The sequence below is a fragment of the Micromonospora sp. URMC 103 genome, from assembly GCF_051386435.1.
Lineage (GTDB): Bacteria > Actinomycetota > Actinomycetes > Mycobacteriales > Micromonosporaceae > Micromonospora.
Genome location: NZ_JBPQTR010000005.1, coordinates 2,753,372 through 2,779,492 on the forward strand (window position 1 = coordinate 2,753,372; position 26,121 = coordinate 2,779,492).

26 protein-coding genes are annotated in these 26,121 nt (G+C 73.4%); 7 read left to right on the forward strand and 19 right to left on the reverse strand.

What is annotated here, in order from left to right; genetic code table 11:
• Positions 1 to 74: 74 nt before the first annotated feature.
• Together ACSNOA_RS25945 and ACSNOA_RS25950 are read left to right on the forward strand one after the other, a co-directional pair.
• On the forward strand, positions 75 to 938 hold the full coding sequence (locus ACSNOA_RS25945; protein WP_436662197.1) for a hypothetical protein: 864 nt from the start codon (positions 75 to 77) through the stop codon (positions 936 to 938).
• A 195-nt stretch (positions 939 to 1,133) separates the two neighbouring features.
• On the forward strand, positions 1,134 to 2,069 hold the full coding sequence (locus ACSNOA_RS25950; protein ID WP_436662198.1) for a phytanoyl-CoA dioxygenase family protein: 936 nt from the start codon (positions 1,134 to 1,136) through the stop codon (positions 2,067 to 2,069).
• Positions 2,070 to 2,150: 81 nt separating this feature from the next.
• Here ACSNOA_RS25950 and ACSNOA_RS25955 read toward each other — a convergent pair whose 3' ends face one another.
• From ACSNOA_RS25955 to ACSNOA_RS25990, 8 genes are all read right to left on the reverse strand, one after another.
• Entirely contained in the window at positions 2,151 to 2,789 is a 639-nt protein-coding gene (locus tag ACSNOA_RS25955; RefSeq protein ID WP_436662200.1) for an MOSC domain-containing protein, read from the reverse strand.
• A gap of 138 nt (positions 2,790 to 2,927) precedes the next feature.
• Positions 2,928 to 3,758 carry a carbohydrate ABC transporter permease gene (locus tag ACSNOA_RS25960; protein ID WP_436662202.1) on the reverse strand — a complete coding sequence of 277 codons (831 nt, stop codon included), beginning with the start codon at positions 3,756 to 3,758 and terminating at the stop codon, positions 2,928 to 2,930.
• Positions 3,755 to 4,741, reverse strand: coding sequence for a carbohydrate ABC transporter permease (locus ACSNOA_RS25965; RefSeq protein WP_436662204.1), 987 nt, complete (start codon positions 4,739 to 4,741; stop codon positions 3,755 to 3,757). The genes ACSNOA_RS25960 and ACSNOA_RS25965 overlap by 4 nt, the downstream gene beginning before the upstream one ends.
• Entirely contained in the window at positions 4,738 to 6,027 is a 1,290-nt protein-coding gene (locus tag ACSNOA_RS25970) for a sugar ABC transporter substrate-binding protein (protein ID WP_436662206.1), read from the reverse strand. The genes ACSNOA_RS25965 and ACSNOA_RS25970 overlap by 4 nt, the downstream gene beginning before the upstream one ends.
• A gap of 219 nt (positions 6,028 to 6,246) precedes the next feature.
• Positions 6,247 to 6,534 carry a GlsB/YeaQ/YmgE family stress response membrane protein gene (locus ACSNOA_RS25975; RefSeq protein WP_436662208.1) on the reverse strand — a complete coding sequence of 96 codons (288 nt, stop codon included), beginning with the start codon at positions 6,532 to 6,534 and terminating at the stop codon, positions 6,247 to 6,249.
• Positions 6,535 to 6,744: 210 nt separating this feature from the next.
• Positions 6,745 to 7,029 carry a GlsB/YeaQ/YmgE family stress response membrane protein gene (locus tag ACSNOA_RS25980; RefSeq protein WP_436662210.1) on the reverse strand — a complete coding sequence of 95 codons (285 nt, stop codon included), beginning with the start codon at positions 7,027 to 7,029 and terminating at the stop codon, positions 6,745 to 6,747.
• A 312-nt stretch (positions 7,030 to 7,341) separates the two neighbouring features.
• Positions 7,342 to 9,219, reverse strand: a complete 1,878-nt coding sequence (lepA, locus tag ACSNOA_RS25985; protein WP_436662211.1) for a translation elongation factor 4 — start codon at positions 9,217 to 9,219, stop codon at positions 7,342 to 7,344.
• 87 nt (positions 9,220 to 9,306) lie between these two features.
• Complete coding sequence (locus ACSNOA_RS25990; protein WP_436662213.1) at positions 9,307 to 9,843, reverse strand: DUF4240 domain-containing protein; 537 nt, start codon at positions 9,841 to 9,843, stop codon at positions 9,307 to 9,309.
• Positions 9,844 to 10,101: 258 nt separating this feature from the next.
• Here ACSNOA_RS25990 and ACSNOA_RS25995 point away from each other — a divergent pair, with 258 nt between their 5' ends.
• Positions 10,102 to 11,085 (forward strand): phosphotransferase family protein, encoded by a 984-nt coding sequence (locus tag ACSNOA_RS25995; protein WP_436662457.1) that lies wholly within the window; start codon positions 10,102 to 10,104, stop codon positions 11,083 to 11,085.
• A 199-nt stretch (positions 11,086 to 11,284) separates the two neighbouring features.
• Positions 11,285 to 11,551, forward strand: coding sequence for a 30S ribosomal protein S20 (rpsT, locus tag ACSNOA_RS26000; RefSeq protein ID WP_436662215.1), 267 nt, complete (start codon positions 11,285 to 11,287; stop codon positions 11,549 to 11,551).
• 200 nt (positions 11,552 to 11,751) lie between these two features.
• Here rpsT and ACSNOA_RS26005 read toward each other — a convergent pair whose 3' ends face one another.
• From ACSNOA_RS26005 to nadD, 9 genes are all read right to left on the reverse strand, one after another.
• On the reverse strand, positions 11,752 to 12,204 hold the full coding sequence (locus tag ACSNOA_RS26005; protein ID WP_436662217.1) for a hypothetical protein: 453 nt from the start codon (positions 12,202 to 12,204) through the stop codon (positions 11,752 to 11,754).
• On the reverse strand, positions 12,201 to 13,181 hold the full coding sequence (gene holA / locus ACSNOA_RS26010) for a DNA polymerase III subunit delta (RefSeq protein WP_436662219.1): 981 nt from the start codon (positions 13,179 to 13,181) through the stop codon (positions 12,201 to 12,203). The genes ACSNOA_RS26005 and holA overlap by 4 nt, the downstream gene beginning before the upstream one ends.
• Before the next feature lie 130 nt (positions 13,182 to 13,311).
• On the reverse strand, positions 13,312 to 15,711 hold the full coding sequence (locus tag ACSNOA_RS26015; RefSeq protein WP_436662221.1) for a ComEC/Rec2 family competence protein: 2,400 nt from the start codon (positions 15,709 to 15,711) through the stop codon (positions 13,312 to 13,314).
• The gene (locus ACSNOA_RS26020) at positions 15,708 to 16,604 is read right to left on the reverse strand and encodes a helix-hairpin-helix domain-containing protein (RefSeq protein WP_436662223.1); all 897 of its coding nucleotides are present in this window, start codon (positions 16,602 to 16,604) and stop codon (positions 15,708 to 15,710) included. The genes ACSNOA_RS26015 and ACSNOA_RS26020 overlap by 4 nt, the downstream gene beginning before the upstream one ends.
• A gap of 124 nt (positions 16,605 to 16,728) precedes the next feature.
• A complete protein-coding gene (locus ACSNOA_RS26025; protein WP_436662224.1) occupies positions 16,729 to 17,496 on the reverse strand; it encodes an SDR family NAD(P)-dependent oxidoreductase in 768 nt (255 codons plus the stop codon).
• 108 nt (positions 17,497 to 17,604) lie between these two features.
• Positions 17,605 to 18,489, reverse strand: a complete 885-nt coding sequence (locus ACSNOA_RS26030) for a DegV family protein (protein WP_436662226.1) — start codon at positions 18,487 to 18,489, stop codon at positions 17,605 to 17,607.
• Positions 18,490 to 18,533: 44 nt separating this feature from the next.
• Positions 18,534 to 19,163: a histidine phosphatase family protein gene (locus tag ACSNOA_RS26035; RefSeq protein WP_436662228.1), complete on the reverse strand. Its 630-nt coding sequence runs from the start codon at positions 19,161 to 19,163 to the stop codon at positions 18,534 to 18,536.
• On the reverse strand, positions 19,160 to 19,570 hold the full coding sequence (gene rsfS, locus ACSNOA_RS26040; RefSeq protein ID WP_436662229.1) for a ribosome silencing factor: 411 nt from the start codon (positions 19,568 to 19,570) through the stop codon (positions 19,160 to 19,162). The genes ACSNOA_RS26035 and rsfS overlap by 4 nt, the downstream gene beginning before the upstream one ends.
• A 109-nt stretch (positions 19,571 to 19,679) precedes the next feature.
• A complete protein-coding gene (nadD, locus tag ACSNOA_RS26045; protein WP_436662231.1) occupies positions 19,680 to 20,276 on the reverse strand; it encodes a nicotinate-nucleotide adenylyltransferase in 597 nt (198 codons plus the stop codon).
• 163 nt (positions 20,277 to 20,439) lie between these two features.
• Here nadD and ACSNOA_RS26050 point away from each other — a divergent pair, with 163 nt between their 5' ends.
• Positions 20,440 to 21,087 carry a PadR family transcriptional regulator gene (locus ACSNOA_RS26050; protein WP_436662233.1) on the forward strand — a complete coding sequence of 216 codons (648 nt, stop codon included), beginning with the start codon at positions 20,440 to 20,442 and terminating at the stop codon, positions 21,085 to 21,087.
• Positions 21,088 to 21,314: 227 nt separating this feature from the next.
• A complete protein-coding gene (locus ACSNOA_RS26055; protein ID WP_436662235.1) occupies positions 21,315 to 22,520 on the forward strand; it encodes an FAD-dependent oxidoreductase in 1,206 nt (401 codons plus the stop codon).
• Between the two features lie 123 nt (positions 22,521 to 22,643).
• Here the strand turns inward: ACSNOA_RS26055 and pepN are convergent, their stop codons facing one another.
• Positions 22,644 to 25,160 carry an aminopeptidase N gene (gene pepN / locus ACSNOA_RS26060; RefSeq protein WP_436662237.1) on the reverse strand — a complete coding sequence of 839 codons (2,517 nt, stop codon included), beginning with the start codon at positions 25,158 to 25,160 and terminating at the stop codon, positions 22,644 to 22,646.
• A gap of 68 nt (positions 25,161 to 25,228) precedes the next feature.
• On the opposite strand from pepN, the gene ACSNOA_RS26065 reads away from it, so the two are divergent.
• Positions 25,229 to 25,447 carry a DUF397 domain-containing protein gene (locus ACSNOA_RS26065; protein WP_436662239.1) on the forward strand — a complete coding sequence of 73 codons (219 nt, stop codon included), beginning with the start codon at positions 25,229 to 25,231 and terminating at the stop codon, positions 25,445 to 25,447.
• A gap of 23 nt (positions 25,448 to 25,470) precedes the next feature.
• Here the strand turns inward: ACSNOA_RS26065 and ACSNOA_RS26070 are convergent, their stop codons facing one another.
• Positions 25,471 to 25,893, reverse strand: a complete 423-nt coding sequence (locus ACSNOA_RS26070; RefSeq protein WP_436662241.1) for a hypothetical protein — start codon at positions 25,891 to 25,893, stop codon at positions 25,471 to 25,473.
• Positions 25,894 to 26,121: the final 228 nt, after the last annotated feature.

Genomic DNA, 26,121 nt, shown 5'->3' on the forward strand with positions numbered 1-26,121 from the left:
GGGCGGCGGAAAACGGTCGGACGGCCCGGACGGGCCGACGGGGGACGTACGCTTGTCGAACTGTCTCACAGGGGGTGTGGGTGCGAACTCGGACTGTCGTGGCGGGCGGTGTCGTCCTCGTCCTGCTCGCCGTCGTCGGTGTCCTGGTCCTCGTCCGACGGATCGGCGGCGAGCTTCGCCTGCCGCTCGCCAGCCGGACCTGCACGGTGCAGGCCGACGGTCGGGTGGTGCTGGACGCCGACCAGATGGCCAACGCCGCGACCGTCGCGGCGATCGGCGCCCAGCAGGGCCTGCCGGAGCGGGCCGTGGTGGTGGCGCTGGCCACCGCGTACCAGGAGTCCGGCCTTCGCAACCTGCCCGACGGCGACCGGGACTCGGTCGGCCTGTTCCAGCAGCGACCGAGCCAGGGCTGGGGCACCCCGGACGAGATCCGTGACCCGCGGTACGCGGCCAAGCGGTTCTACGCCGCGTTGAAGAAGGTCCGCGGCTGGGAGCGGATGCGGATCACCGACGCCGCCCAGCGGGTGCAGCGTTCCGCGTTCCCCGAGGCGTACCAGAAGTGGGCCGACGAGTCCGCGGTGCTCAGCAGGGCGCTGCTCGGCGACGTGACCGGTGCGGTGGCCTGCACGGTCGGCGGCACCCCCGTGATGCGGGGCGAGGCGGCCGCCGCCGCGCTGACGAGGAGCCTGGCGCTCGACTGGGGCGTCGCCGGCAGCGCCGTGCCCGCCGAGCTGACGGGGCTCACCCTGGCCGCGTCCGACCAGCGCAACGGCTGGCGGTACGCGCACTGGCTGGTCTCGCACGCCCAGGACCACGGCGTCAAGCGGGTGCGCTTCGAGGGCCTGGAGTGGACCGCCCGCGACGGCACCTGGACCGAGGTGGCCGGCGACCCGCAGGGAGCCAGCCGCGTCGTGGCCGAGGTCTTCGCCGACGGCTGAGCCGCAGCGACCCGGATCTCCTGACCGTCAGTAGCCGCACAAACCGGCAAACCATCCCAGGTCGCGCCGTTTTCGCGTTGGCCGTGACCGCCCGTGACCGCTCCGCTGCCGATGGTTCCGGTACGGCCCGTACCCGCCAATCGCCCTTCCCCTACCCCCGGCCCGGCGCGTTACGATCGGCGGCCTGTGCCAGACATGGCTTCGCCTCATGGGGAGGGGTACGACGTGGCGTTCGACTACGGCGACCGGACCGGTTACGAACCGATCAGTGACACTGACCGCAAGGAGTTCCACGAGCAGGGCTTCCTCCTGCTGCGCAATGTCCTGACCGAGGACCACCGGGCGGCCCTGGAGGCGGCGGTCGACCGCGTCTACGCCGAGGAGAAGGCCAAGGGCAACACCACCAAGGACGGAACCCTGCACCTGCTGGGCTTCCTCGAGCGGGACGAGCTCTTCGGCGAGCTGCTCACCCACCCCATCGCCTTCCCGTACATGTGGGGCCTGGCCGGCTGGAACATCTACACGCACCACAACCACCTGGACGTGACCCCGCCGGCGCTGGAGCCGGAGAAGCCGTACTGGGGCTGGCACCAGGACGGGTACCGGCAGAACTCCGACCCGGAGACCATGGACCCGAACCTGCCGCGCCCCATGTTCTCGCTCAAGGTCGCGTACGTGCTCTCCGACCTGTCGGAGAAGGGCCGTGGCGCCACCAAGGTCATCCCGGGCAGCCACCTGTGGAACTCGCTGCCCCGGCCCAAGGACCTGACGGTGCACAACCCCGACCCGGAGGGCACGGTGGAGATCACCGCCAACCCGGGCGACGCGTTCATCTTCGACCGCCGGCAGTGGCACTCCCGCTCCACCAACCTGTCGAACATCACGCGGAAGATGCTGTTCGTGGGCTACACCTACCGGTGGATCCGCCCGTTGGACGAGCTGCACCCCGACAAGAACGGCGAGTGGTACCGCAACCGGACGCCGGTGCAGCGCCAGCTCCTCGGTGAGGGCACCCACACCGCGAACTACTGGGGCATCAACTGGGACGGCTACGTCGACGACGAGATCCCGCTGCGCAAGGAGCTCAAGGAGCGCGGTCTTCTCGACCGCAGCATCCCCTGGCTGCGCTGACCTCGTAGGGAAGGGCCCCGCTGCCGCCGCCTCGCGCGGGGCAGGGGGCCCTTTGCCACATCCGCCGACGGCCGCCGCCGCTCAGCGGACGGCGAGCCGGCGGCGTGCCTTTTCCCGGATCCCCTCCGGCAGGTCGGGCGCGTCGAGCAACCGGGGCAGCAGCGCCGGCTCGAGGTTGAGGGCCCGGAACACCTCGCCGATCGTCACCCCGTGCGCGGGCCGGTCGACCACCTGCACCGGGTCGCCCGGGCCGACCTCGCCCTCGCGCAGCACCCGCAGGTACGCGCCGGGCAGCGCGCGGGCCGTGAAGCGCTTGATCAGGTCGGGCATGCCCCAGAAGCCGGCGAAGGTGGTGCACGGCGTGCGCGGCTTGGTCACCTGGAGCACCGCGGACCCGATCTGCCACTGCTCGCCGATCACGGCCCCCGTCACGTCCACCGCGTACGTGGTGAGGTTCTCGCCGAAGCCCCCGGGCCGCAGGTCACGGCCCAGCTCGGCGGCCCACCAGCCGGCGTCCTCCTCCGCGTAGGCGTAGACCGCCTGGTCCGGACCACCGTGGTGGGCGCGCTCACCGATGAAGTCGCCGACCACGCCGTCGACGCCGAACAGCACCGGGCCGTCCACCGGCCGCTTGTCGATGCCGGTGCGGCCGCTCGCGTCGCCGGCCCACTCCGCCTCGGTGACCACGCCGAGGTTCACCGCCACCACCCTGCCCGTCATGGCGGTCAGCGTAGTCGTCCGGCCGGGGCCGTGAACAGCGCGAAAGATCACCGCAACGGCGCCGGCGGCCGCGACGTCAGCCCTTCAGGACGCCGGCGCCCGCGACGTCGGCCCTTCAGGACGCCGGCGCCCGCGACGTCAGCCCTTCACGGCGCCGGCGACCAGCCCGGAGACCATCCGCCGCTGCACCAGCAGGAAGAAGACGATCACCGGCAGGGTGAACAGTGTGGACGCCGCCATGACGGGACCCCAGGCGGTGTCGTCGCGTCCGTTGAAGAACGCCATGGCCACCGGCAGGGTGTAGCGGTCCTGGTCGTTGATGAATGTGAGCGCGAAGATCAGCTCGTTCCAGGCCGTGATGAAGGAGAAGATGCTGGTGGCGACCAGCCCCGGGGCGACCAGCGGAAAGAGGATCCGCCGGAAGGTCTGCGCCCGGCTCGCGCCGTCGATGGCCGCCGCCTCCTCCAACTCCTTCGGCACCGCGGCCACGAAGCCGCGCAGCATCCAGACCGCGAACGGCAGCGAGAAGCCGAGGTAGGTGAGGATGAGGCTGGGCAGGGTGTTGTAGAGCCCCAGCCGCTGGATCATCAGGAACAGGGGGATGACGAGGGCCTCCAGCGGGATCATCTGCACCACGAGCAGCATGATCAGGAAGCTGGTGCGCAGCCGGAACCGGAACCGGGCCACCGCGGTGGCGGCCAGGAGCGCCACCAGGCCGCTGAGCAGCACCGTGGCGACGGCGACGATTGCGCTGTTGAGGAAGAAGTCGGCGAAGGTCACGCCGGGGATCAGGTTGCCGGTCAGGATGTCCCGGTAGTGGTCGAGCGTGGGGTGCGCCGGCACCGGCTGCGGCGTGGCCGAGAAGATCTCCCGGTTCGGCTTCAGCGACGTGGCGATCATCCAGTAGACCGGGAAGGCCGCGAAGAGCGCCACCAGCAGCCCCGCGCCGTTGAGCGCGACCTTCTTCACGACCCGTCCTCCTGCTTGAGCACCATCCGCACGTAGAAGCCGGTCACCACGAGCAGGATCACGGTGAGGATCACCGCGATGGCCGCGCCGAGCCCGTACTTCGGCGGGGGCGAGAACGCCTCGGCGTACGAGTAGATGGAGAGCATGAACGTGGGCCGGTCCTGGGTGCCGCCGGACAGCACGAACTGCTGGGTGAACACCTTGAAGTCCCAGATCGTGGAGAGCACGATCAGGATCCCGAAGACCGGGCGCAGGAGCGGGAAGGTGATCCGCCAGAACACCCGCCACGGCCCCGCTCCGTCCACCCGGGCCGCCTCGTGCAGCTCGCTCGGCACGCTCTTCAACCCGGCCAGCACGCTGACCGCGATGAACGGGAACGAGTGCCAGACCACCACGAGGGTCAGGATCGAGAAGAACAGCAGCGGCGAGTTGAACCAGCCGTAGCCCGTCCAGTCGGTACGCCCGAACAGCGCCTGCGACATCCCGTCGGGCAGCGCGTTGAACAACCAGGTGGCCAGGCCGCTCGTGTCGTCGAAGATCCACTTCCAGACGATCGTGCCGGTGAGCGCCGGGGTGGCCCAGGCGAGCATCACGCAACTGGCCACGAAGGTGGCCATCCTGCGGCCGAGCCGGTTGAGCAGCAGCCCCACCAGAGTGCCCACGATCATGGTGAGCACGACGTTGGCCACCGCGAACAGCACGGTGTTGCGCAGGACCGTCCAGAAGAACGGGTCGCCGAGGATCTGCGTGTAGTTCCCGAGCCCCGCCCACGGCCACTCGCGGTCGCCGCGCAACTGGCGGACGTTGTTGAGCCGGTAGAACGACATGACGACCACCTGGCCGAGGGGCCAGAGCAGCAGCACGCCGACGACGACGACGCAGGGTAGGAGCAGCAGGTAGGGCAGGCGGTCGACCGGGCGACGCCGCCGCGCGGGGATCTCCCGAGCGGCGGGCGTCTCCGGCGCCTCGGTCAGCGTGGTCACTTGGCGTTGAGGATGCTTTCCATCTCCGCGGCCGCGTCGGCGGTGGCCTTCTCGACCGTCTTTTGACCCTTCATGACCGAGCTGTTCATCGCCTGGGTCACCGTCTTGGTGCGGCTGACCTCCACCCACTTCGGGGTGAGCGGCGTGACCTTCGTGTTCTGCATCGTGGTCGCGAACGCCGACATGATCTTGTCATTGGCGTACTTGTTGCCGCCAACGAGATCCCGGTAGACGGGAAAGAAGCCGAGGCTGTCGGCGAACGTCTGCGCGTTCTTCTTGTTTGCGAGCACCGTCAGGTAGTCCCAGGCGAGGTCCTGCCGCTCGCTGTCCTTCCAGACGGCGAGGTCCGAGCCGCCCGCGAAGCCGGGCGCCGCCTTGCCGTCCGGGCCGGGGATCGGGAACGTGCCCCACACCTTCTCGATCTCCGGGTTGTCCTTCTTGATGGCGCCCTGCTGCCAACTGCCGGCGAAGGCCATGGCCGCCTTGCCCGTGGCGAACTGGGTGCGCGCGTCGATCTCGTTCCAACCGGCCGCCGCGGGCGGGGCGACCTTGTGGACGGTCACGAGGTCCGTCCAGAACTTGACGGCCCGCTGCGCCTCGGGGCTGGTGTAGCCGGACTTCCAGGCGCCGTTCTGCTGCGTGGCGATCTCGCCGCCCGCCCCCCAGAGGAAGGAGTAGAAGGGCAACTCGGAGTTGCCCGGCACGGCGATGCCGTACGTGTTCGGCTTCTTGGCCTGCACCGTCTTGGCGACGGTGACCAGCTCGTCCCAGGTCGTCGGCGGCTTCACGCCCGCCTCGGCGAACCAGTCCGTGCGGTAGAAGATGGCCCGCACACCGGCGTACCACGGCACGCCGTACTGCTTGCCGTCGAGCTGCGCGTTCCTCACCAGGTCGGGAAGGATGTCCTTGCCGTCGGCCCAGCCGTTCATCCGGCCGGTCAGGTCGGCGAGGGCCTCCTGCGCCGCCCAGCCCTGCGTCTCGGTGTTGCCCAGCTCGGTGACGTCCGGCCCCTCACCGCCGGCGAGTGCGGCCTGGAACTTCTTCGGCGCCTCGAGCCACGGGATGTACTGCACCACCACGTCGGTGCCGGGGTGCTTCTGCTTGAACTCGGCCTCGACGCCGTCGAGGAACGCGTTCTGGGCGTCGCCCCCCTCGCCCATCATCCAGACCGTCAGCTTGCTCGTGTCGGCCGCGTCGTCGTCGCCGGAGCCGCCGCAACCGGTCAGCACCATCGCGGCCGAAGCCACCAAGGCGGTGACCGGGGCCAGCCGCTTCCACCTGTTCACGCCACATCTCCCCTCGCGCCGCCTGGCACTAACCTTCTCCGCCGCACCTTAGTAGGAAAAAATCCTTTACGACAGTGGGCGATCGGGACGGGGCGACGCGACCGTACCGCAGGCCGGGGTCGCGAGGCAGGGGGCAGCGGGCGCGAAATCGTGCCGTATCCCGACGAAGGGGCGCCCGGCCGAACGGCCGGGCGCCCCTTCGCGAATCCGATGGATTAATTACCGGTAGGTGACGCTGCGGCGGCGCCCCACGCCGGCGACGAGGGCCACCGCGATGGCGGCCAGCACGACCTGCACCAGCAGCTCGCCCCAGTCGATACCCTCGGTCTCGGTCGCGATGCCCACCGCCCGCGCCAGCACCGTGCCGAGAAGCGCGGCACCGACACCGATCAGCATGTGCAGCCACATCGGCATGTTCTGCCGGCCGGGGACGACCAGACGGCCGAGCGCCCCGACGATCAGACCAACGATGAGCGCGGTGATGATGCCCCAAACGGTCAGCTCCACGGTCGCCCTCCTCAGTAGTACGTCGTTTCCTGTACGACGGGAAGGTTCCCGATCGGCCGATCCGCCAAACCGACTTACCGGGGCACCGTTTGCGAACGTCTCGTTACCAGTGCGTTCCGCGCCGAACCGGGCAGACGCCGAACGGGCGCCCGACCTCTCGGTCGGACGCCCGTTTCGGCAGTGCGGTAGCCGGCCGCAGGCCGGCCGTCATCACCGGGTGACGCTGCGGCGGCGTCCCACGCCGGCCACCAGGGCCACCGCGATGGCGGCCAGTACGACCTGCACCAGCAGCTCGCCCCAGTCGATACCCTCGGTCTCGGTCGCGATGCCCACCGCCCGCGCCAGCACCGTGCCGAGAAGCGCGGCGCCCACACCGATCAGCATGTGCAGCCACATCGGCATGTCCTGCCGGCCCGGGACGACCAGACGGCCCAGCGCCCCGACGATCAGACCAACGATGAGCGCGGTGATGATGCCCCAAACGGTCAGCTCCACGGTCGCCCTCCTTCAAGAATGTGTCACACGTTGTGTGTGCTTCCTGTCGTGGCCGCTAAGTTCCCGAGCCGTCGAAAAACCAAACCGGCACCCGGAGGGAAACGTCGTCGTACGCCGATGTCCCGCCACTCCGCCGGTCCCACCGGGGCACCGTCCACGCAGGTCAGGCCGGGTGGCGACGGACCTTCGGGCGGCCCGGCGCGGCGGAAGAATTCCTTCAGGCCCGCCCCCGGGTACGCGGCGACGGCCGGCCCCGCCGGGGCCGGGACGAGTCGTCCCGCCCCCGGCCGGGACCGGCCGTCGGCGTGGTGGTTACTTCTTTCCGGCGGGCTTGGCGTCGGCGGAGTCGGAGGAGAGCGCAGCGATGAAGGCCTCCTGCGGGACCTCCACGCGGCCCACCATCTTCATCCGCTTCTTGCCCTCCTTCTGCTTCTCCAGCAGCTTGCGCTTACGGCTGATGTCGCCGCCGTAGCACTTCGCGAGCACGTCCTTGCGGATCGCCCGGATCGTCTCCCGGGCGATGACCCGGCTGCCGATCGCCGCCTGGATGGGCACCTCGAACTGCTGGCGCGGGATGAGGTTGCGCAGCTTCGCGGCGATCGAGACGCCGTAGTTGTACGCCTTGTCCTTGTGCACGATGGCGCTGAACGCGTCCACCGGCTCACCGTGCAGGAGGATGTCCACCTTGACCAGATCGGACGCCTGCTCGCCCGACGGCTCGTAGTCGAGCGAGGCGTAACCCTTGGTCCGGCTCTTCAACTGGTCGAAGAAGTCGAAGATGATCTCGGCGAGCGGCAGCGTGTAACGCAGCTCCACCCGGTCGGCCGACAGGTAGTCCATGCCGAGCAGGTTGCCCCGCCGCCCCTGGCAGAGCTCCATCACCGCCCCGACGTAGTCGTTCGGGGTCAGCACGGTGGCCCGCACGGTCGGCTCGTACACCTCGGCGATCTTGCCGGTCGGGTACTCGCTCGGGTTGGTGACCACGATCTCCTGACCGTCGTCCTGCACGGCCCGGTAGACCACGTTGGGCGCCGTCGAGATGAGGTCGAGGTTGAACTCGCGCTCCAGCCGCTCCCGGATGATCTCCAGGTGCAGCAGGCCGAGGAAGCCGCAGCGGAAGCCGAAGCCGAGCGCGCCGGAGGTCTCCGGCTCGTAGGTCAGCGCCGCGTCGTTGAGCTTGAGCTTGTCGAGGGCGTCCCGGAGGTTGGGGTAGTCGGACCCGTCGATCGGGTAGAGGCCCGAGTAGACCATCGGCTTCGGGTCCTTGTAGCCGCCGAGGGCGTCGGTCGCCGGGTTGGCGTTGATGGTGACCGTGTCGCCGACGCGGGACTGCCGGACGTCCTTCACACCGGTGATCAGGTAGCCCACCTCGCCGACGCCGAGCGCGTCGGCCTTCTGCATCTCCGGTGAGATGACACCGATCTCCAGCAGCTCGTGGGTGGCGCCCGTGGACATCATCTTGATCCGGTCGCGGGCGCTGATGCGGCCGTCGACCACCCGCACGTAGGTGACCACACCCCGGTAGACGTCGTACACCGAGTCGAAGATCATGGCGCGGGCGGGCGCATCGGCGTCGCCGACCGGCGGCTGGAACTGCCGGACGATCTCGTCGAGCAGGTGCGGCACGCCCTCGCCGGTCTTGCCCGAGACCCTGATGCAGTCGGCCGGGTCGCCGCCGATCAGGTGGGCCAGCTCCTCGGCGTACTTCTCCGGTTGGGCGGCCGGCAGGTCGATCTTGTTGAGCACCGGGATGATGTGCAGGTCGTTCTCGAGCGCCAGGTAGAGGTTGGCGAGCGTCTGCGCCTCGATCCCCTGCGCCGCGTCGACCAGCAGGATCGCGCCCTCACACGCCGCGAGGGACCGGGACACCTCGTAGGTGAAGTCGACGTGCCCCGGGGTGTCGATCATGTTGAGGACGGCGGTCTCGCCCGCCCGGTCGCCCTCGCGGATCGTCCACGGCATCCGGACGGCCTGGCTCTTGATCGTGATGCCGCGCTCGCGCTCGATGTCCATCCGGTCGAGATACTGGGCGCGCATCTGCCGCGGGTCGACCACACCGGTGAGCTGCAGCATCCGGTCGGCCAGGGTCGACTTCCCGTGGTCGATGTGGGCGATGATGCAGAAGTTCCTGATGCGGCCGGGGTCGGTGGCACCAGGAGCGTTCGCGCCGGAATCGAGCGTCGGTGGCACAGCTGTCCGTTCTGGTCGGCTGACGTGAGCGGGCCGGCGCGACGCCGGCCCCCTCTATGCTCCCACGCCGTCCCGGGCGCGGTCGGATCACTCCTCCGGCGGCTCGACGAAGAGCGCGGCGAGGCGCGGCAGCCGCCGCCGGGCCTCCTCCTCGTCGTCGAAGTCCCAGAAGTCGTTGAGGTCCGGCGTCGCCACCGGGTCACGGTCGGCCGGCAGATCGGTGGCCGTCGCCCGGCGGTACGCCTCCCAGGGCACCGCGAGCATGTCCTCCGACTCGAACTCCTCGCCGGAGAGCGCGGCGGCCCGCACCTGCGGCAGCTCGGCCAGCGAATCCGGGTCGGCGACGGCCTTGGCGAAGACGGCGCGGCCCTGGGCCATGAGCCAGCCGCGGAAGTATTCGAAGCCGTCGTCCGAGGCCCCACCGTTGATGAGGTAGGCCGCGCCCCAGAGGTCCACCGTGTGGCTCGCGGCGAGCACCCGCCGCTGGTGGTGGGCGTAGCCGACGATCTCGGCCGGGTCGCGCTCGGCCAGCAGCGCCACGGCCCGGGCGGCCACCGCCTGGGCCTCTCCCCCACCGCCGGCCCGCGCCTGGTCGATCAACTGCCAGAACTCGTCGGTCCTCATGGCCTCGCAGTCTCGCAGAACGGTGGGCTCGCCGGGATTCGGGACGTCGTCGATGGGCACCACCGCATCCTGCCGACGGGGTACGACACTGGAGGGGTGTGCGCCACCGAAGGAGTGTCGGCCGCCGAGGGCCTGCCCGTCGGCGAGGGCCTGCCCGCCGCCGCCGAGGGAGCGGGCGCTGCCGAGGGCCTGCCCGCCGCCGAGGAAGCGGGCGCTGCCGGGGGCCTGCCCGGCGCCGAGGAAGCGGGCGTCGCGGGCGTGCCCGCCACGCCGCCGCCCTACCACGCGACCGCCGTGCGGCCCGACTGGACCGAGCTGCCGGCCGGCCTGCGGTCCGCCGTCGCGGACCGGCTGGGCGCCCCGGTGACCGGCGCCCGGGTCGCCGGCGCGGGCTTCACCCGGGGCTTTGCCGCCGTGCTGACCACCGCCGACGGCTCGTCCGCCTTCCTCAAGGCGGCCCCGTGGGCCGACCAGCCGCGGCTCGTCGACTGGTACGCCCGGGAGGCCGCCGTCCTCGCCCGGCTCCCGGCCGGGCTGCCGGTCCCCCGCCTGCGCTGGACCGTCACGGCGGCCGGCTGGTACGCGATCTGCCTCGACGCCGTCGACGGCCGCACCCCCCGCCTGCCCTGGCCGCCGGAAGAGCTGGCCGCCACCCTCGCCGGGTACGCCGACCTGGCCGCCGCGCTCGCCGACCCACCGGCCGACCTGCTCGCCCTCGACCCGCCCCGGCTCGCCGACCTGGCCCGGGAGGACATCCTCTGGTGGGGCGAGGTGGCCGCCGGTCGGGAACCGGTCCCGCCCCTGCCCACCGGGCTCGGGGGCCGTCTCCACGAGCTGGTCGCGCTCGAGTCCCGGCTGCCCGGCTACGCGGCCGCCGCCGCGCCGGACGCGCTCATCCACGGCGACCTGCGGCTCGACAACGTCCTGATCGACGCCGGCGGTGGCGCCTGGTTCTGCGACTGGACCTGGCTGTGCCGCGGCCCGGCCTGGTTCGACCTGGCCGGGCTGCTCATCACGGGGTACGCCAGCGGGCTGGACGTCGACCGGCTGTTCGCCGGCCATCCGACGGCCGCCGGCGCACCCGCGGACGCGCTGGACGTGACGCTGGCCGCGCTGGCCGGGTACTTCCTCACGACGGCGGCGGCGACCCCGCCGACCGCCTCGCCGCAGATCCGTCGGCACAACAGGTGGAGCGGCGAGCAGGCGCTGGCCTGGCTGGCCGCCCGCCAGGGCTGGACGTGACGAGGGCCTGCCGGTCGGCTCGACCCTGCCGGGCTGCCGGCGTCCGACGGGCCCGCCCGGGCCGGGCCTCGCGTGCCGAGCGGGTGCCGTTTTGGCTCGTCCGGGGGCGACCTGGTAACCTGAGTTTTCGCGTGACGATGACGCATGCTCGTTGCGCGCACAAGCTGACCAACCCGAGCTATCAAGACGAGGCTGTCGCGTGGCGAACATCAAGTCCCAGATCAAGCGCAACCGGCAGAACGAGAAGCGCCGGCTGCGTAACAAGTCGGTCAAGTCGTCGCTGAAGACCGCCATCCGCAAGTTCCACCAGGCCGCCGAGACCGGCGACGTCGAGCAGGCCACCGCCCTCATGCGGGACGCCTCCCGCAAGCTCGACAAGGCGGTCAGCAAGGGCGTGATCCACGCCAACCAGGCCGCGAACCGCAAGTCGGCGATCGCCAAGCGCGTCGCGTCGTTCTCCGCCTGACCCAGGCGTCGCCAGACCTCGCCGGAAGCCCCCGGGGCGCTGACCCCGGGGGCTTCCGGCTGTCGTCGTCCGCGCCCGTGGCGTGATCCACACCATTCCGGCGATCTAGCGGTGTCCCGGTCCGCCGGATACCGCCACTTCGGCGGAACGGAGTCGATCACCCTCGCCTCGCCGTTCCCCGGCGGGCCCGGGCGGCCGGGTCAGGACGGACGGTCGGGGCGGGGCCGGTCCGCGTTCGTGACGTCGTCGCGGGTGGCCGGACCGGCCGGCTCGGCCGAGACGACGATCCCGGGCACGCTGTGGCTGTTCCACGCCACCCGGGCGCGCCCGACGGCCGGCTCCATCTGGCGGCGGAACCGGTCGCGCTCCTGCTCGGGTACGAGCGCCGCGCTGCGCACCACCACGGCGGCGACCATGTCGTTGAGCTTCACCATGACCGCCACGGCGGCCGGCAGCACCAGCACGGCCCACCAGCTGACCAGTTCGGCGAGCGCGAGCAGCACGGCGAGGGCGACCGCTCCCTCGAAGAAGAGGAAGCAGAGCACGCCGCCCGGGTTGACGAACCGCAGCCCGAGCACCCGCGCGTAGAGCGGGCGGAACTGCTCCTCGTCGGCGGCGAGGGTGGCCCACGCCGTGCGGACCGTTCCGCTCACCGGGCGCCGCCCTGTCGGGCGGCCGCCATCGCGAAGACGGCCCGCTCCAGGGCGTACGCCCGGTCGTCCGAGCCGCCCTTGACCGCGGCGTTGCACTCGGCGGCCGCCTGCATGGCCACGACGAGCCCGTCCGGCGTCCAGCCCCGGCCCTGCCGCTGCGCCCGCTCGATCTTCCACGCCGGCATGCCGAGGCTGCTCGCCAGTTGGTACGGGCTGCCCCGCCCCGCGGACGCGACGCGGGCCACGGTGCGGACGCCGTCGGCGAGGGCATCGGCGATCGGCACCGGGTCGACGCCGACGTGCAGCGCCCAGCGCAGCGCCTCCAGCGCGGCCGGGACGTCACCGACCATGGTGGCGTCCGCCACCGTGAAGCCGCTCACCTCCACCCGGCCCCGGTAGTAGCGAGCCACCGTGTCGGCGCCGATCCGCCCGTCGGTGTCGGCGATCAGCTGGGAGCAGGCGGCGGCGAGCTCGCGGAGGTCGTTGCCGACCGCGGCGATCAGCGCCTCGGCGGCGTCGTCGGTGCACTTGCCGCCGCCGCGGCGGATCTCGTCACGGACGAAGGCGACCCGGTCGCGGTGCCCCTTCAGCTTCGCGGCGGGCACCACCGTCGCCCCGGCCGCCTTCAGCCCGTCCGCGAACGCCTTGCCCTTGGCGCCACCGAGGTGGAGGACGACGAGCTGCACCTCCGGGTCCGGATTCTTCGCGTACGCCAGCAGGGCGGCCGCGAGGTCCTTGCGGGCGTCCTGGCCGGAGCGCAACACCAGCAGTCGCCGGCCACCGAACAGGGACGGGCTGAGCATCTCGGCGATCTCGCCCACCGTGAGCGCGCCGGCCTGGTACTCGCGGACGTCCACATCGGGGTCGACGCTGCGCGCCCGGGCGATGGCTTCACTCACCGCGCGCGTGGCGAGCAGCTCCTCGTCGCCGACAACGAGCAGAATGGGGGCGAGGCTGGCGGGGGTCACGTCGCCCATATTCGCACGGGCCGCAGCGGGATCGTGCCTGCTCACCGGCCGCTGAGGCGGCGGAGCCCGCACTCAGTGCAAATCCCGACATTCATGTCAATCCGTCATGCACTCCCCCAAGTCCGTCCGATGAAAGCGCTCACGGCGCCGCCCCCGGCGGGACGCCCCGGGCCACCACGGCGAGGCCACCGTCGCCGTGCACGGCGGCCACGTCGCCGTCGGTGTCGGTCCGCAGCACCCGCACGCCGTTCCGAGCCAGCCTCGCGAGCAGCGCGGGATGCGGGTGCCCGTACGTGTTTCCGACGCCCACGGGCACCAGGGCGACGGCGGGGCGGACCGCCTCCAGGAACGCCGCGTCCTGATAGGCCGAACCGTGGTGGGCCACCTTGAGCACCTCGGCCCGCAAGGCCTCCGGAGGCGACCGCTCCAGCAGGGCCCGCTGCTCCTCGGACTCCGCGTCGCCGGGCAGCAGGACGCGGACGCCCGCGACCGTGGCCCGCAGCACCAGCGAGTTGTTGTTCGGGTCGGAGCGGGTGCCGCGCAGCGGGTAGGGCGGGCCGAGCACCACCAACTCCGTCCGGCCGGCCCGGTACGCCCAGCCGGCCGGCGCGTTCACGAGACGCGCCCGACCGGCGGCGGCCGCGGCCCCCACCAGATCCCGCCCGGTTCCCGGCTCGCCGGTTGCGGGGGTGAGCACGGCCGCCACCCGGCGACCTCGGAACACCCCGGCGATGCCGCCCACGTGGTCGACGTGGAAGTGACTGACCACGAGCAGCGGCACCTCGCGGACGCCGAGCCGGCGAAGGCAGCCGTCCACCGCCGAAGGCTCCGGCCCCGCGTCGACCACCACGGCCCGGCCCGCGGCCACCGGCAACACCACCGCGTCTCCCTGGCCGACCGCGCATGCCACCACGACCCATCCCGGCGGCGGCCAGCCCCGGGCGAGCAGTCGTACCGGCAGGGTGCCCAGCACCACGGCGACGGCCACCACCGCCACGAGCCGGCGCACCACGGGCCGCCGGACGGCGATGAGCAGCGCCACGGTCAGCCCCGCCAGCAGCAGGGCGCCGGGGACAGCGTCCGGCCACGGCAGCGTGCCCGCCGGCGTCCGGGCGCCGTACCGGGCCACCAGTACCAGCCAGAACGCCGGCCAGCTCGCCAGCCAGGCCGCGAACTCGGCGGCCGCCGGCCACAATGGCGACGCCAGGGCCGCGAGCACGCCGAGCACGGTGGCCGGCGCGATGGCCGGCACCGCCAACAGGTTGGCCGGCACGGCGACCAGGCTCACCGTGCCGGAGAGGCCGGCCACGACGGGAGCGCAGGCGAGCTGGGCGGCCGCCGGCACGACCAGCGCCTCGGCCAGCCCGGCCGGGACGCCCCGCCGGCGCAGCCCGTCACGCCAGCGCGGCGCGAGCAGCAGCAGCCCGCCGGTGGCCAGGACCGAGAGCGCGAAGCCCGGGTCACCGGCCAGCTCCGGGTCGACGAGCACCAGCACGGTGACGGCCGCGGCCAGCGCGGGCAGGGCCGCGCGGGGACGGCCGGCGGCCAGCGCGGCCAGCCCGATGGCGCCCATGGTGGCGGCGCGCACCACGCTCGGCGATGGGCGCACCAGGATCACGAAGCCCACCAGGGCGACGCCGCAGAGGGCGACGGCGGCCCACGGCCCGGCCCGGGACCAGCGAGCGAGCAGCAGCACCGCGCCGACCACGATCGCCACGTTGGACCCGGACACCGCGTTGAGGTGGGTCATGCCGGTCGCCCGGAAGTCCTCCTCCACCGTGGGCAGCAGCCGGCTCGTGTCGCCGACGACCAGCCCCGGCAGCAGCCCGCCCTGCTCGTCGGGGAGCGGCGCGCAAGCGCGTTGCAGGCCGGCGCGGAGCGACCCGGCGGCGCGCTGCGGCCAGGAGGGTGGACCGTGTCGGACCGGCGGACCGCTGACGCTCAGCACGGCGGCGGTGAGGTCGCCGCCGCGCGGGACGTCGAGCCGCCCCCGCGCGGTGAGCCGCTGCCCGGGCAGGATGCCCCGCCAGGCCGGATCGGTGGCCAGCGCCAGCACCCGGGCGGGAACGGTGATCCGCCGGCCGTCCGGCCCCGCGAGGCTCACGAGGTCGACCGGCACCAGCAGGGTCGCCGGGCGGCCCGGCGAGCCGCGCACCGGCCGGGGATCGTCGCGGACGACCAGGTCGGCGGTGACGCTCGCCCGCTGCTCGGCGAGGGCGCGCAGCGGAGCGGCGTCGCGGACGGCCAGCCGGGCGGCCGTCGCCGTGCCGCCGCAGACGACCCCGATGCCCACCGCGACGGCGATCCAGCCGTAGCGCCGGACCCGGGGCCCGGGACGGCCGAGCAGGCCGAGCAGGTGCAGTGCGCCCGCGGTGGAGAACACCGCCGCGAGCACCGCGATCAGTAGCGCGGTCGCCGCGTCGAGGTGCAGGCCGGCGAGGGCCGTGAGCCAGGCCGCCACCGCGAGCCCGGCCAGCCGCAGGTCCGGCGCCCCGGTGTCGACGGTCGGCGGCGCCTCCGGCGTGGGCCGCGGCGTCACACCGTCACCAGGTCCTTGAGCTGCTCGTAGCGGGCGTCGCCGATCCCCTCGACCTGCCGCAGGTCACCGACGGACCGGAAACCGCCCTGTTGCTCACGGTGGGTGAGGATGCGCTGGGCCAGCACCGGACCGACCCCGGGCAACGCGTCGAGTTGCGCCAGGGTCGCGGTGTTGAGGTTGACCCGGCCGCCGGGGCCGGGTGCGGCGCCGGCGGCGGGCACGCCGCCGAAACCGCCCGCGGGCTGTCCCGGAGGTGCGGGCGGCGGCGTCACCCCGACCACGATCAGCTCGCCGTCGGTCACCTTGCGGGCCGGGTTCAGCAGGGCGACGTCGACCCCGGGGAGCGCCCCGCCGGCCGCCTCCACCGCGTCGGCGAGACGGGCGCCGGCCGGCAGTCGCACGAGACCGGGACGGCGTACCTTGCCGGCGACCGCGACGACGAGCTCGCCGGTCGGGCTCGGACCGGGCTCCGCGGCGCTCTCCGCCACGGGGGCGGCGGCGCTCGCTAGCGGTGGGACCGGCTCCGTGTGCGGCCGTGCGCGCCAGGCCCACAGGGCGGCACCGAGGACCACGACCACGGCGAGCGCGGCCAACGCCCGCACCCCACGTCGCCCCGGGTCGAACGCCCCCGGGCCGGGCAGCCGGCCCGAATCCCCCGTCGACTCGCCCGTTCCCGCCGCCGGGGCGAGCGGCGCGTCCGGCACCGCGAAATCCGGCTCCGGGCGCGGCCCGGCGGTCGGTGAGCCGGGGGGACCGCCCGGCGGCAGGTCGAGGGCGCCCGGGACCGCCGGCGCGCCCATCGGCGCCGGAGCGGCGGCCACGGCCGCGTCGGGCAGCCGCGCGGTCAGCTGCCGCAGGCGCCGGCGTACGACGGTTTCGTCCTCGTGTGACACGCCGTGACGCTACGGCGGTCCCCGGCCACCGCGGGCCGCTCGTCCGTCACCTGTGGACGGCCGCGCCTCCTGTGGACAACGCCCTGATCATGCCGTCATCTGCTAGCGGCGGCATCGTGGCAGGTCAGTGCGACTCCGGATCCAACCCGAGCACCGCTCGCCCACCGTCCACGCCCAGAATCGTCCCGGTGACGAAGCTCGCGCCGGGCGACAGCAACCAGGCGACGGCGTCCGCGACCTCGTCGACGCGGCCGATCCGGCCGAGGGGGTGCAGTCGGGCGAGGTCCCCCTGGATCCGCTCCGCCTCGACCGGCTCCTGCCGGGCGAGGAACTCCGCGTGCCGCTCGGTGCCGATCGACCCGAGCGCCACCGCGTTCGCCCGGATGCCGTACGGGCCGTACTCCACGGCGAGCGCACGGGTCAGCCCCTCGATCGCCGCCTTCGCCGTGGCGTACGGGAGGCAGCCGGGCACCGGCCGCGCGGCCTGGTGGGAGGAGACGTTGACGATCGACCCGGCGGTGCCGGCGGCGAGGAACCGCCGGACGGCCGCCGTGGCCCCGGCCAGGGCCGGCCGCAGGTTGGCCCCGACGAGGTCGGCCACCTCGGCCACCGGGGCGGTGTGCAGCGAGGCGTCCCGGAACACCGCGGCGTTGTTGACCCAGCCGGTCAGCGGCGCCGATCGCTCCGCGAGGTCCGCGGCGTGACCCGCTACCGCCTCGTCGCCGGCGTCACCGACGACTCCCACCAACCGGTCGGCGGCCGGGTGCCCGCGGAGCCAGTCGAGCGCGCCGGCGTCACGCTCGACGACGACGACCGTGCCGCCCGCGGTGGCCAGCCGCTCCACCACGGCACGACCCACGCCCCGGCCCCCGCCGGTCACCACACAGGACACTCGTGCTCCTTCCCGCCGCCGTCTCGGTGGCGTCACGCGCCCCAGATCTGGGGCAGCTCGACAGGGAACGGCGAGGACACCAGCCTGGCCCCCTACCGCCCGCGACCGTCAGGCCGCGTCGGGACCGTCGGTCTCCGGCACGGCGGCCGGCCGGCGGTGCACCACGACGCAGGCCAGGCCGGGTCCGGCGTGCGCGGCGACGACCGCGCCGGCCTCCGAGACGTACGTTGCGCGCACACGGTCGCCGAGCCGCTCCAGGAGGGCGGCCCGCAGCGTCTCGGCACGCTCGGGCGCGGCCAGATGGTGGACGCCGAGGTCCACCTCGGCGTCCCCGGCCGCCTCGACGGCCAGGTCGACGAGGCGCGCCACGCCCCGGCTCGCGGTGCGCACCTTGTCGCGGAGCACGATGGCCCCGTCGGGCATGTGCATGATCGGCTTGACCGACAGCGCCGTTCCGAGCAGCGCCTCGGCCGCGTTGATCCGGCCGCCCCGGCGAAGGAACTCCAGAGTGTCCACGTAGAAGTAGATGGTCGTGCGGGCCACGGCGTCGACGGCGGCGCGGCGTACCTCGTCGAGATCCGCGCCCCTCGCGGCGGCCTCGACGGCTTCGAGCACCGCGAAGCCCAGACCCAGGCCCGTCGAGCGGCTGTCGACCACGGCGACCCGCCCGCCCAGCTCGTCGGCGGCCAGCCGGGCCGCCTCGACCGTGCCGGACAGCTCCGCCGACAGGTGCACCGACACCACGCCGTCGGCACCGGCGTCGAGCAACCGGCGGTACGTCCGGACGAACTGCTCGGGCGCGGGACGCGACGTGCTCGCCGAGACCCGCCGGCCGCTGAGCGCCCGGGTGGCGTCGGCGGGGAAGACCTCCACCCCTTCGAGCCCTTCCGCGCCGTTGAGCACGACGGTCAGCGGCACCACGGTGAGCCGGTGGGCCCGCACCAGGTCGGGCGGGAGGTAGGCGGTGGAGTCGGTGACGACCGCGACGGGCATGCCCGGCACGCTAGCCGATGGCGGGCCGGGCGACGAGGCCGTGTTCAGACGGCGTCGGCGACGGCCGGCGCGACGACCAGGCCCACGTTGTGCGCCCGCAGGTGCCAACCTCGCACGTCGTCGCGGCGCAGCTCGGTCCAGTGGCAGTTCTGCAGCGAGCCGACGGCCCGCAGCACACCCGGGTCCCAGCCGAGCAGGTGGCCCATGCCCTGCCGCGCCCCACCGCCGTGGGTGGCGACCACGACGGTGCCGCCCGGGACGGCGTCCGCGGCGTCGGCGAGGGCCGCACCGACCCGCTTGCCCAGGTCGTCCAGCGTCTCGATCCCGGCGCCCGGGTCGGGGTCACCGGCGCGCCAGCGCGCGTGTTCGGCGGGGAAGCGCTCGGCGACCTCGGCGAGCGTGAGGCCCTGCCAGCGCCCGAAGTGGCGTTCGCGCAGCCGGGCGTCGGTGCGTACCGGAAGCCCGGTCACGGCGGCCAACGCGGCCGCGGTGTCCGCGGCCCGGCCCAGGTCGCTGGACACGATGACGTCCGGGCGCAGGGCGGCGAGCAGTGGCGCGGACGAACGCGCCTGCTCGCGGCCGAGCTCGTTGAGGGGTACGTCGGTCTGACCCTGGACGCGGTTGGCGGCGTTCCAGTCGGTGTTGCCGTGCCGCCAGATGATCAGACGGGTCATTCCGCGGCGGTGGAACCGGCGGCGGACTCGGCGTCGACCAGGTCACGGTCGACGAACGGGATGGTCGGGCAGTCCTTCCACAGCCGGTCGAGCGCGTAGAACTCCCGCTCCTCGGTGTGCTGGACGTGCACAACGACGTCGACGTAGTCGAGCAACACCCAGCGACCGCCGCGCTCGCCCTCGCGGCGCACCGGCTTCGCCTTCTCCGGCAGCTCCAGCAGGCGCTCCTCGATGGCGTCGACGATGGCCAGCACCTGACGCTCGTTCGGGGCCGCGGCGAGCAGGAACGCGTCGGTGATGGCGAGCTGGTCGCCCACGTCGATGATGACGATGTCCTGTGCCTTCTTGTCGGCGGCGGCCTGGGCCGCGGCCGTCGCCAGCTCGTACGCGCGCTCGGAAACTGTCACCGTTCTCCTTCGATCAACCGTGCGACCCCCCAAGCGTCTCACATGTGGCGTGGTCCCGACTTGTCAGTTCTGGTCGGTAACCCGCCCGGACTGCCGCATACCGGGCGGTTCAGCGCTGGTAGAGGCGGCGCTTGGCGATGTACTGCACCACACCGTCGGGCACCAGGTACCAGACGGGCTCACCGCGGGCGACGCGGTCCCGACAGTCCGTGGAGGAGATGGCCATGGCGGGGACCTGCACGAGGCTCACCGTGTCGGCGGGCAGGTGTTTGTCGGTGAGCTCGAACCCGGGCCGGGTCACCCCGATGAAGTGGGCCAGTTCGAAGATCTCGTCCAGGTCCTTCCAGGAGAGGATCTTCTCGAGCGCGTCCGCGCCGGTGATGAAGTAGAGCTGGACCTTGGGGCCGTACTCGGCGTGCAGGTCGCGCAGCGTGTCGACGGTGTAGGTGGGACCGCCCCGGTCGATGTCGACCCGGCTCACCTGGAACCGGGGGTTGGAGGCCGTCGCGATCACCGTCATGAGGTAGCGGTCCTCGGCGGGGCTGACCGGCACGTCCGCCTTCTGCCACGGCTGACCGGTGGGGACGAACACCACCTCGTCCAGCCCGAAACGGTCCGCGACCTCGCTGGCTGCCACGAGGTGCCCGTGGTGGATCGGGTCGAAGGTGCCACCCATGATCCCGATCCGCCGGATATCTTCCTCCACCCCGTGATCGTAGGCCGGCCGGCAGGGCGCGGGCCCGCGGCGGCGACGTGGTCCCCGCCACGCGGGACCCGCACGAGTCCCGGCCAATGCGGGGGCTCGCGCGGTCGGCGCCGGAAACCTATACTCGCTTACGAGTAATCGCCTACGAGCACGGGAGGGCCGCATGCCGAAGCAGCGCAAGGTCGGCAACCTCCTCGCCCTCGCCGTGCTGTCCGCCCTCACCCAACGGCCCATGCATCCGTACGAGATCGCCACCGCGCTGCGCTCCTGGGGCAAGGACCAGGACATGGAGATCAAGTGGGGGTCGTTCTACACGGTGATCCGCAACATGGACCGGCACGGTCTCATCGCGGCCGTGGAGAGCGTCCGCGCCGGCCGGCGGCCCGAGCGCACCGTCTACCGCATCACCGAGGCGGGTCGGACGGAGATGGTCGACTGGGTGCGCGAGCTGGTGTCGACACCGGAGCCGGAGCACCCGCGCTTCCGCGCCGGGCTCTCCGTGCTGGCCGCCCTGCATCCCGACGAGGCGGTGACGCTCCTGCGGCAGCGTCTCGAGCGGCTGGAGGAGGGCATCCGGGCGGGCCGGGCCACGCTCGCCGAGCACCTGCGGCAGATCCCGCGGCTGTTCCTCGTCGAGTCGGAGTACGACCTGGCGATCCGGGAGGCCGAGGCGGCCTGGGTCCGCGACCTGCTGGCCGAGCTCACGACGGGCACCTACCCGGGGCTCGACCGGTGGCGGGCGTTCCACGAGACCGGCGAGCTGCCGCCGGAGTCGACCGATCTCGCCGGAGGGAGCGGCGGCACGCGGTGACATCGGACGGCCCCGGCGCGGTGCGCCAACACCACACCGGGGCCCTTACCTCGGTACCGCACCTGGGAAGGTGCTCGGCTCCGAAGCGGCAACCACGAGGATAGCCGGGCTTCCCTCCCAGGTCGGTGCCACACGGGCACCGACCGCAGGCCGGTCGGTGCGTCGCACGGCACCGACGGCACGGCCGTCGCTGCCGTCGCACGGGCACGACGACCAGGGAGAGGACCATGACCACAGTGAGCACGGCCATCGTCATCGGCGGCGGCATCGCGGGCCCGGTGACGGCGTTGGCGCTACGCCGCGCCGGCATCGCCGCCAGGGTGTACGAGGCGTACCCGAGCACCGCCGACGGCATCGGCGGCACCCTCGCGCTCGCCCCCAACGGGGTCGCCGCGCTGCGCGCCGTCGGCGCGGACGGTGTGGTGACCGCGATCGCCACCCCCATCCACCGGACGGTGATGGCGGTCGGCCGCAAGCGCACCGAGCTGCCCGGCCTGGCCGGCGTGCCACCGCTGCAGGTGGTGCACCGGGCCGAGCTGCACCGGGTCCTGCACGAGCGGGCCGTCGCCGAGGGCGTGGTGATCGAGCACGGCCGACGGCTCGTCGACGTTCGGGAGAGCGCCGACGGCGTCACCGCGCGGTTCGCCGACGGCGGCACCGCCACGGCCGAACTCCTCGTCGGCGCCGACGGCATCCGCTCGACGGTCCGGACGCTCATCGACCCGGACGCGCCCGGCCCGCACCACACCGGGCTGCTCGGCTTCGAGGCCGTGGCCCGTCACGAGGTCGATGCCGAGCCGGGCACCATGACCTTCGCCTTCGGCCGAGGTGGCTACTACCTCTACTGGCCGGAGCCGGGCGGCGGCACCCGGTGGGGCGTGAACCTGCCGCAGGAGCGGCCGATGACGCTCACCGAGGCCCGCGCGGTGCCTCCGGGCGACTGGCTGCGGACGCTCCGGGCGGCGTACGGCCACGACGACCCGGGCGGGCAGCTCGTGGCGACCAGTGACGCCGACGGGCTGCGCGTGGTGGGCTCACTGCTCATCATGCCGCCCGTGCCGCGGTGGCACCGTGGCCGGCTGGTGCTGGTCGGCGACGCGGCGCACGCGCCCTCGAACAGTTCGGGCCAGGGCGCCTCGCTGGCGATCGAGAGCGCCGTGCAACTCGCCCGCTGCCTGCGCGACCTGCCCGACGTGCCGTCGGCGTTCAGCGCGTACGAGCGGCTCCGGCGGGAGCGGGTCGAGCGGGTCGCCGCCCGGGCCGCCCGAATCAACCGGGCCAAGGCGCCGGGCGCCGTGGCCCGGGCCGTGATGCCGCTGCTCATGCCGCTGTTCGTGCGGACCGCCATGAATCCCGAGAGGACCCTGGGTCGCGAGCAGCGCTACGTCATCGACTTTGACGCCCCGGTGACGGCCGAGCTGGCCCGGGGCTGACCCCCGCCCACCACCTCGCCGATCTTGCACTTTCGGCCCCGGTTACGCGGCTTCTGCGCGCTGCGCCGGGGCACGAAGTGCACGATCGCGGGGAGGGGCGGCGGGCGGGGGCGCCCTCGGGGGTCAGGCCGTGGTGGCGGCTATGGCCGTGCGGGCGATCAGCGCCCGGCGCAGGTCGTCGTCGGCGTCCGTGACGACCCGACGCAGGCCCGGGGTCAGGTCGTCGCGGGCCAGCAGCGCCGCGGCCGCCTCCCGGGTGGGCTGCGCCACGGCGTAGCGCGGGAAGGCCAGGCCGGCGACACGGTCGGCCGTCCACGGGGTACGCAGCCGCGCGGCGGCCGGCATGTCGGCGAAGTACCGCTCGACGTACCCGGCCGTGAGGTCGGCCTGTTCGGGCTGCCAGAAGCCCTCCGCAGTCGCCTCCACGAGCCGGTTGGAGAGGTCGGTGTTGCGCGTGATGACCTCCCAGGCGACCCGCTTGGCGTCGGCGTCGGGCAGTGCGGCGCGGCACCGGGCCGCCCGTTCGGCTCCCGCGGCGCTCCGGTCGGCCGCCGCCTCGGCCGCGATCTCCGCCTCGCCGGCCGCGCCCAGCACCACGAGCCGGCGTAGCACGGCCCAGCGCAGCTCCGCGTCCACGGCCAGCTCCGGCGGGACGTCCCGGCCGGCCAGCCAACCCGTCAGCAGGTCCGCGTCGGTGGTGGCGGCGATCAGTCCGCGCGCGGCGGCGAGTTGCAGGGATCCGCCGGGCGGCGCGCCGCGCAGCAGCGTGGCGCACGCCTCGGAGATCCGCGCCAGCGCCCCCTCCCGTGAGGCCGGGTCGAGGTAGCGGTCCACGAGCGACCGGCTGAGGGTCAGCACGTCCTCGGCGATGATCACCTCGGTCTCCGCGGGCAGCGCCGCCGCGATCAGCGAGACGACACCGGTGACGGGCCGTTCCCCGTCGGTGGCCGCGTCGAGCGCCTCGCCCCAGAGCAGGGCCCGGGCCAGCGGGTCGGCGAGACCGGGCAGCACCAGCGGTACGGCGTCCGCCGAGGCCGGGTCGAGCCGCACCTTGGCGAAGGTGAGGTCGCCGTCGTTGGGCAGCAGCAGCCGGGCGGCCGGCGTACCGGTCAGCTCGGCGAGCACCGTCCGGCCACCGTCGGCGTCCGGGTCGAGGTCCACCTCGATGCGGTCCACCGTGCCGTCGGCCGCATACCGCCCGACGCCGATGCGATGCGGGCGCAGAACCGGGTGCGACGCGGGCGCGGTCTGCACCACGGCGACCTCGCGGTAGCGCCCGTCCGGATCGAGGCTGACCTCGGTCCGGAGCGTGTTCACCTGGGGCCGGCGCAGCCACCGCTCGGCCCAGTCGGTGAGGTCCCGGCCGCTGGAGGCCGAGAGGCTCGCGAGCAGGTCGGCGAGGGTGGCGTTGCCGAACCGGTGCGCCGCGAAGTGCGCGTTCAGCCCGGTCAGGAACGCGTCGTCGCCGAGCCAGGCGACCAGCTGCCGCAGCACGCTGGCGCCCTTGGCGTACGAGATGCCGTCGAAGTTGAGCAGGCCCTCGTCGGTGTCGGCCACCTCCTCGGGCGCCACCGGGTGCGTGGAGAGGCGCTGGTCGGCGGCGTAGCCCCACGCCTTGCGGCGCATCGCGAACGTCGTCCACGCCTGACCGAACCGGGTGGCCTCGGCGGTGACCCGGGTGCCCAGGTACTCGGCGAAGGACTCGTTGAGCCACAGGTCGTCCCACCAGCGCATGGTGACGAGGTCACCGAACCACATGTGCGCCATTTCGTGGGCGATGGTGGTGGCCCGCAGCTCCCGCTGGGTGTCGGTGACCGCCGAGCGGAAGATGTAGTCGTCGCGGAAGGTGACGATGCCCGGGTTCTCCATGGCGCCGGCGTTGAACTCCGGCACGAACGCCTGGTCGTACTTGCCGAACGGGTAGCGCTCGGTGAACAGCTCGTGGAACCGGTCCAGGCACTGCCGGGTGACGGTGAAGATCTCGTCGACGTCCGCGTCCAGGTGCTCGGCCAGCGACCGTCGACAGTAGAGGCCCAGCGGCACGCCGTCGTGCTCGGCCTCGCGCAGGTGGTACGGCCCGGCGATCAGCGAGAAGAAGTACGTGGCCAGCGGCGCCGTCGGGGCGAACTCCCACCGCCCCGGACGCGGGTTGTCGGCGAGCTGCCCGTTCGCCGCGACCGTCCACTCCGGCGGGGCGGTGACGGAGAGCGTGAACGGCGCCTTCAGGTCGGGCTGGTCGAAGGCGGCGAAGATGCGCTGCACGTTGTCGAGGAAGGTGACCGCGTAGAGGTACGTCTCCCCGTCGGCCGGGTCGACGAAGCGGTGCATCCCCTCCCCGGTGTTGGAGTACGCCATCTCCGCCTCGACGGTGAGCGTGTTCTCCGCGTCGAGGTCGGTCAGCGGCAACCGGTTGTCGACGAGCGCGTCCGGGTCGACGTCGCGGTCGTTGAGGCGTACCGCCAGCAGTTTTGCGGGCTTGACCTCGGCGAACGTCTCGGCGCCGGGGGTGGCCCGGAACCGGATCGTCACGTGGGAGCGGAACCTTTCCCCGCCGCCGGTCAGGTCGAGGTCCACCTGGTAGGACTCGACGGTGATCGCCGCGCCACGCGCGGTCGCCTCTACACGGGTCAGGCTGGGCATCCGCTTATCCTGCCCGATGGGGACCACACGTGTTTCCCCCGGCCGACGCGTGCACTGGAGGATTGACCATGGCTCAGCACCCCAAGGGCGACTTCGACCTGTCCCGGGCGGTCTGGCAGCGGGCCGACGGCGACACCTCCGACAGCGCCGTCGAGGTCGCGTTCGTCGACGACCTGATCGGCATGCGCAACTCCGCCGAGCCGGACGGGCCGGTGCTGGTGTTCACGCAGGCCGAGTGGGACGCCTTCGTGGCGGGCGCCCAGGACGGGGAGTTCGACCTCGACTGAGGCCACCGGCGCGACGGGGCCGCTCACGAGTCGCCGTCTCCCCAGCCGAGGCCGCCGGGCCCGGGCCCGTGGTGGAAGCCGGGGTGGTCGGTCACGTCGACGCAGCGCTCGCCGTCCGGGCCGACCGCGCCGCAGAACAGCCGCTCGGCCCGGTGCCAGGCGTCGGCGGGTGAGAGGGCGGCCGCGCCGAGCGCCAGCTCGGGGCGGAGCAGGCTGAGTGCCTCGGCGTACGCCACCGCGGCGTCCCGGGCGTCGGCGGCGCCGGCCGCCGTGAAGCCCAGGTGCACGGTGAAGAATCGGGGCGGCGGAACGGACCGCCGCGGCGGCGCGATCAGTGGCGGGTCGGCGGGGGTCGTCCCGCCGCCGGCCGACCCGGTCGGTGGCCGCCCGGCGCGCGGCGCCCCGATCGTCCACCACCGCCGGTGCGGCGAGTTGTTCCCGCGCATTCCGCCTCCCCGTGATCCGTGCCGTAGTGATCCGCCCCCGCCGGTCGCACCGGCCGGCGTTGCGGGGCCGGTTCCCGAAGCCAACCAGGTTTCCGCCCTCCCGGGAGGGGCCAGCGGACGTCCCGGTCCGCTGGCCCCCTCCCCCCACCGCCGCGGCGCGCGGCGCCCGGAACGGCGCCCGGCACCGGGCCGTACGCCCGGGATTGGCCTGGGTAGACGCGACCGGTC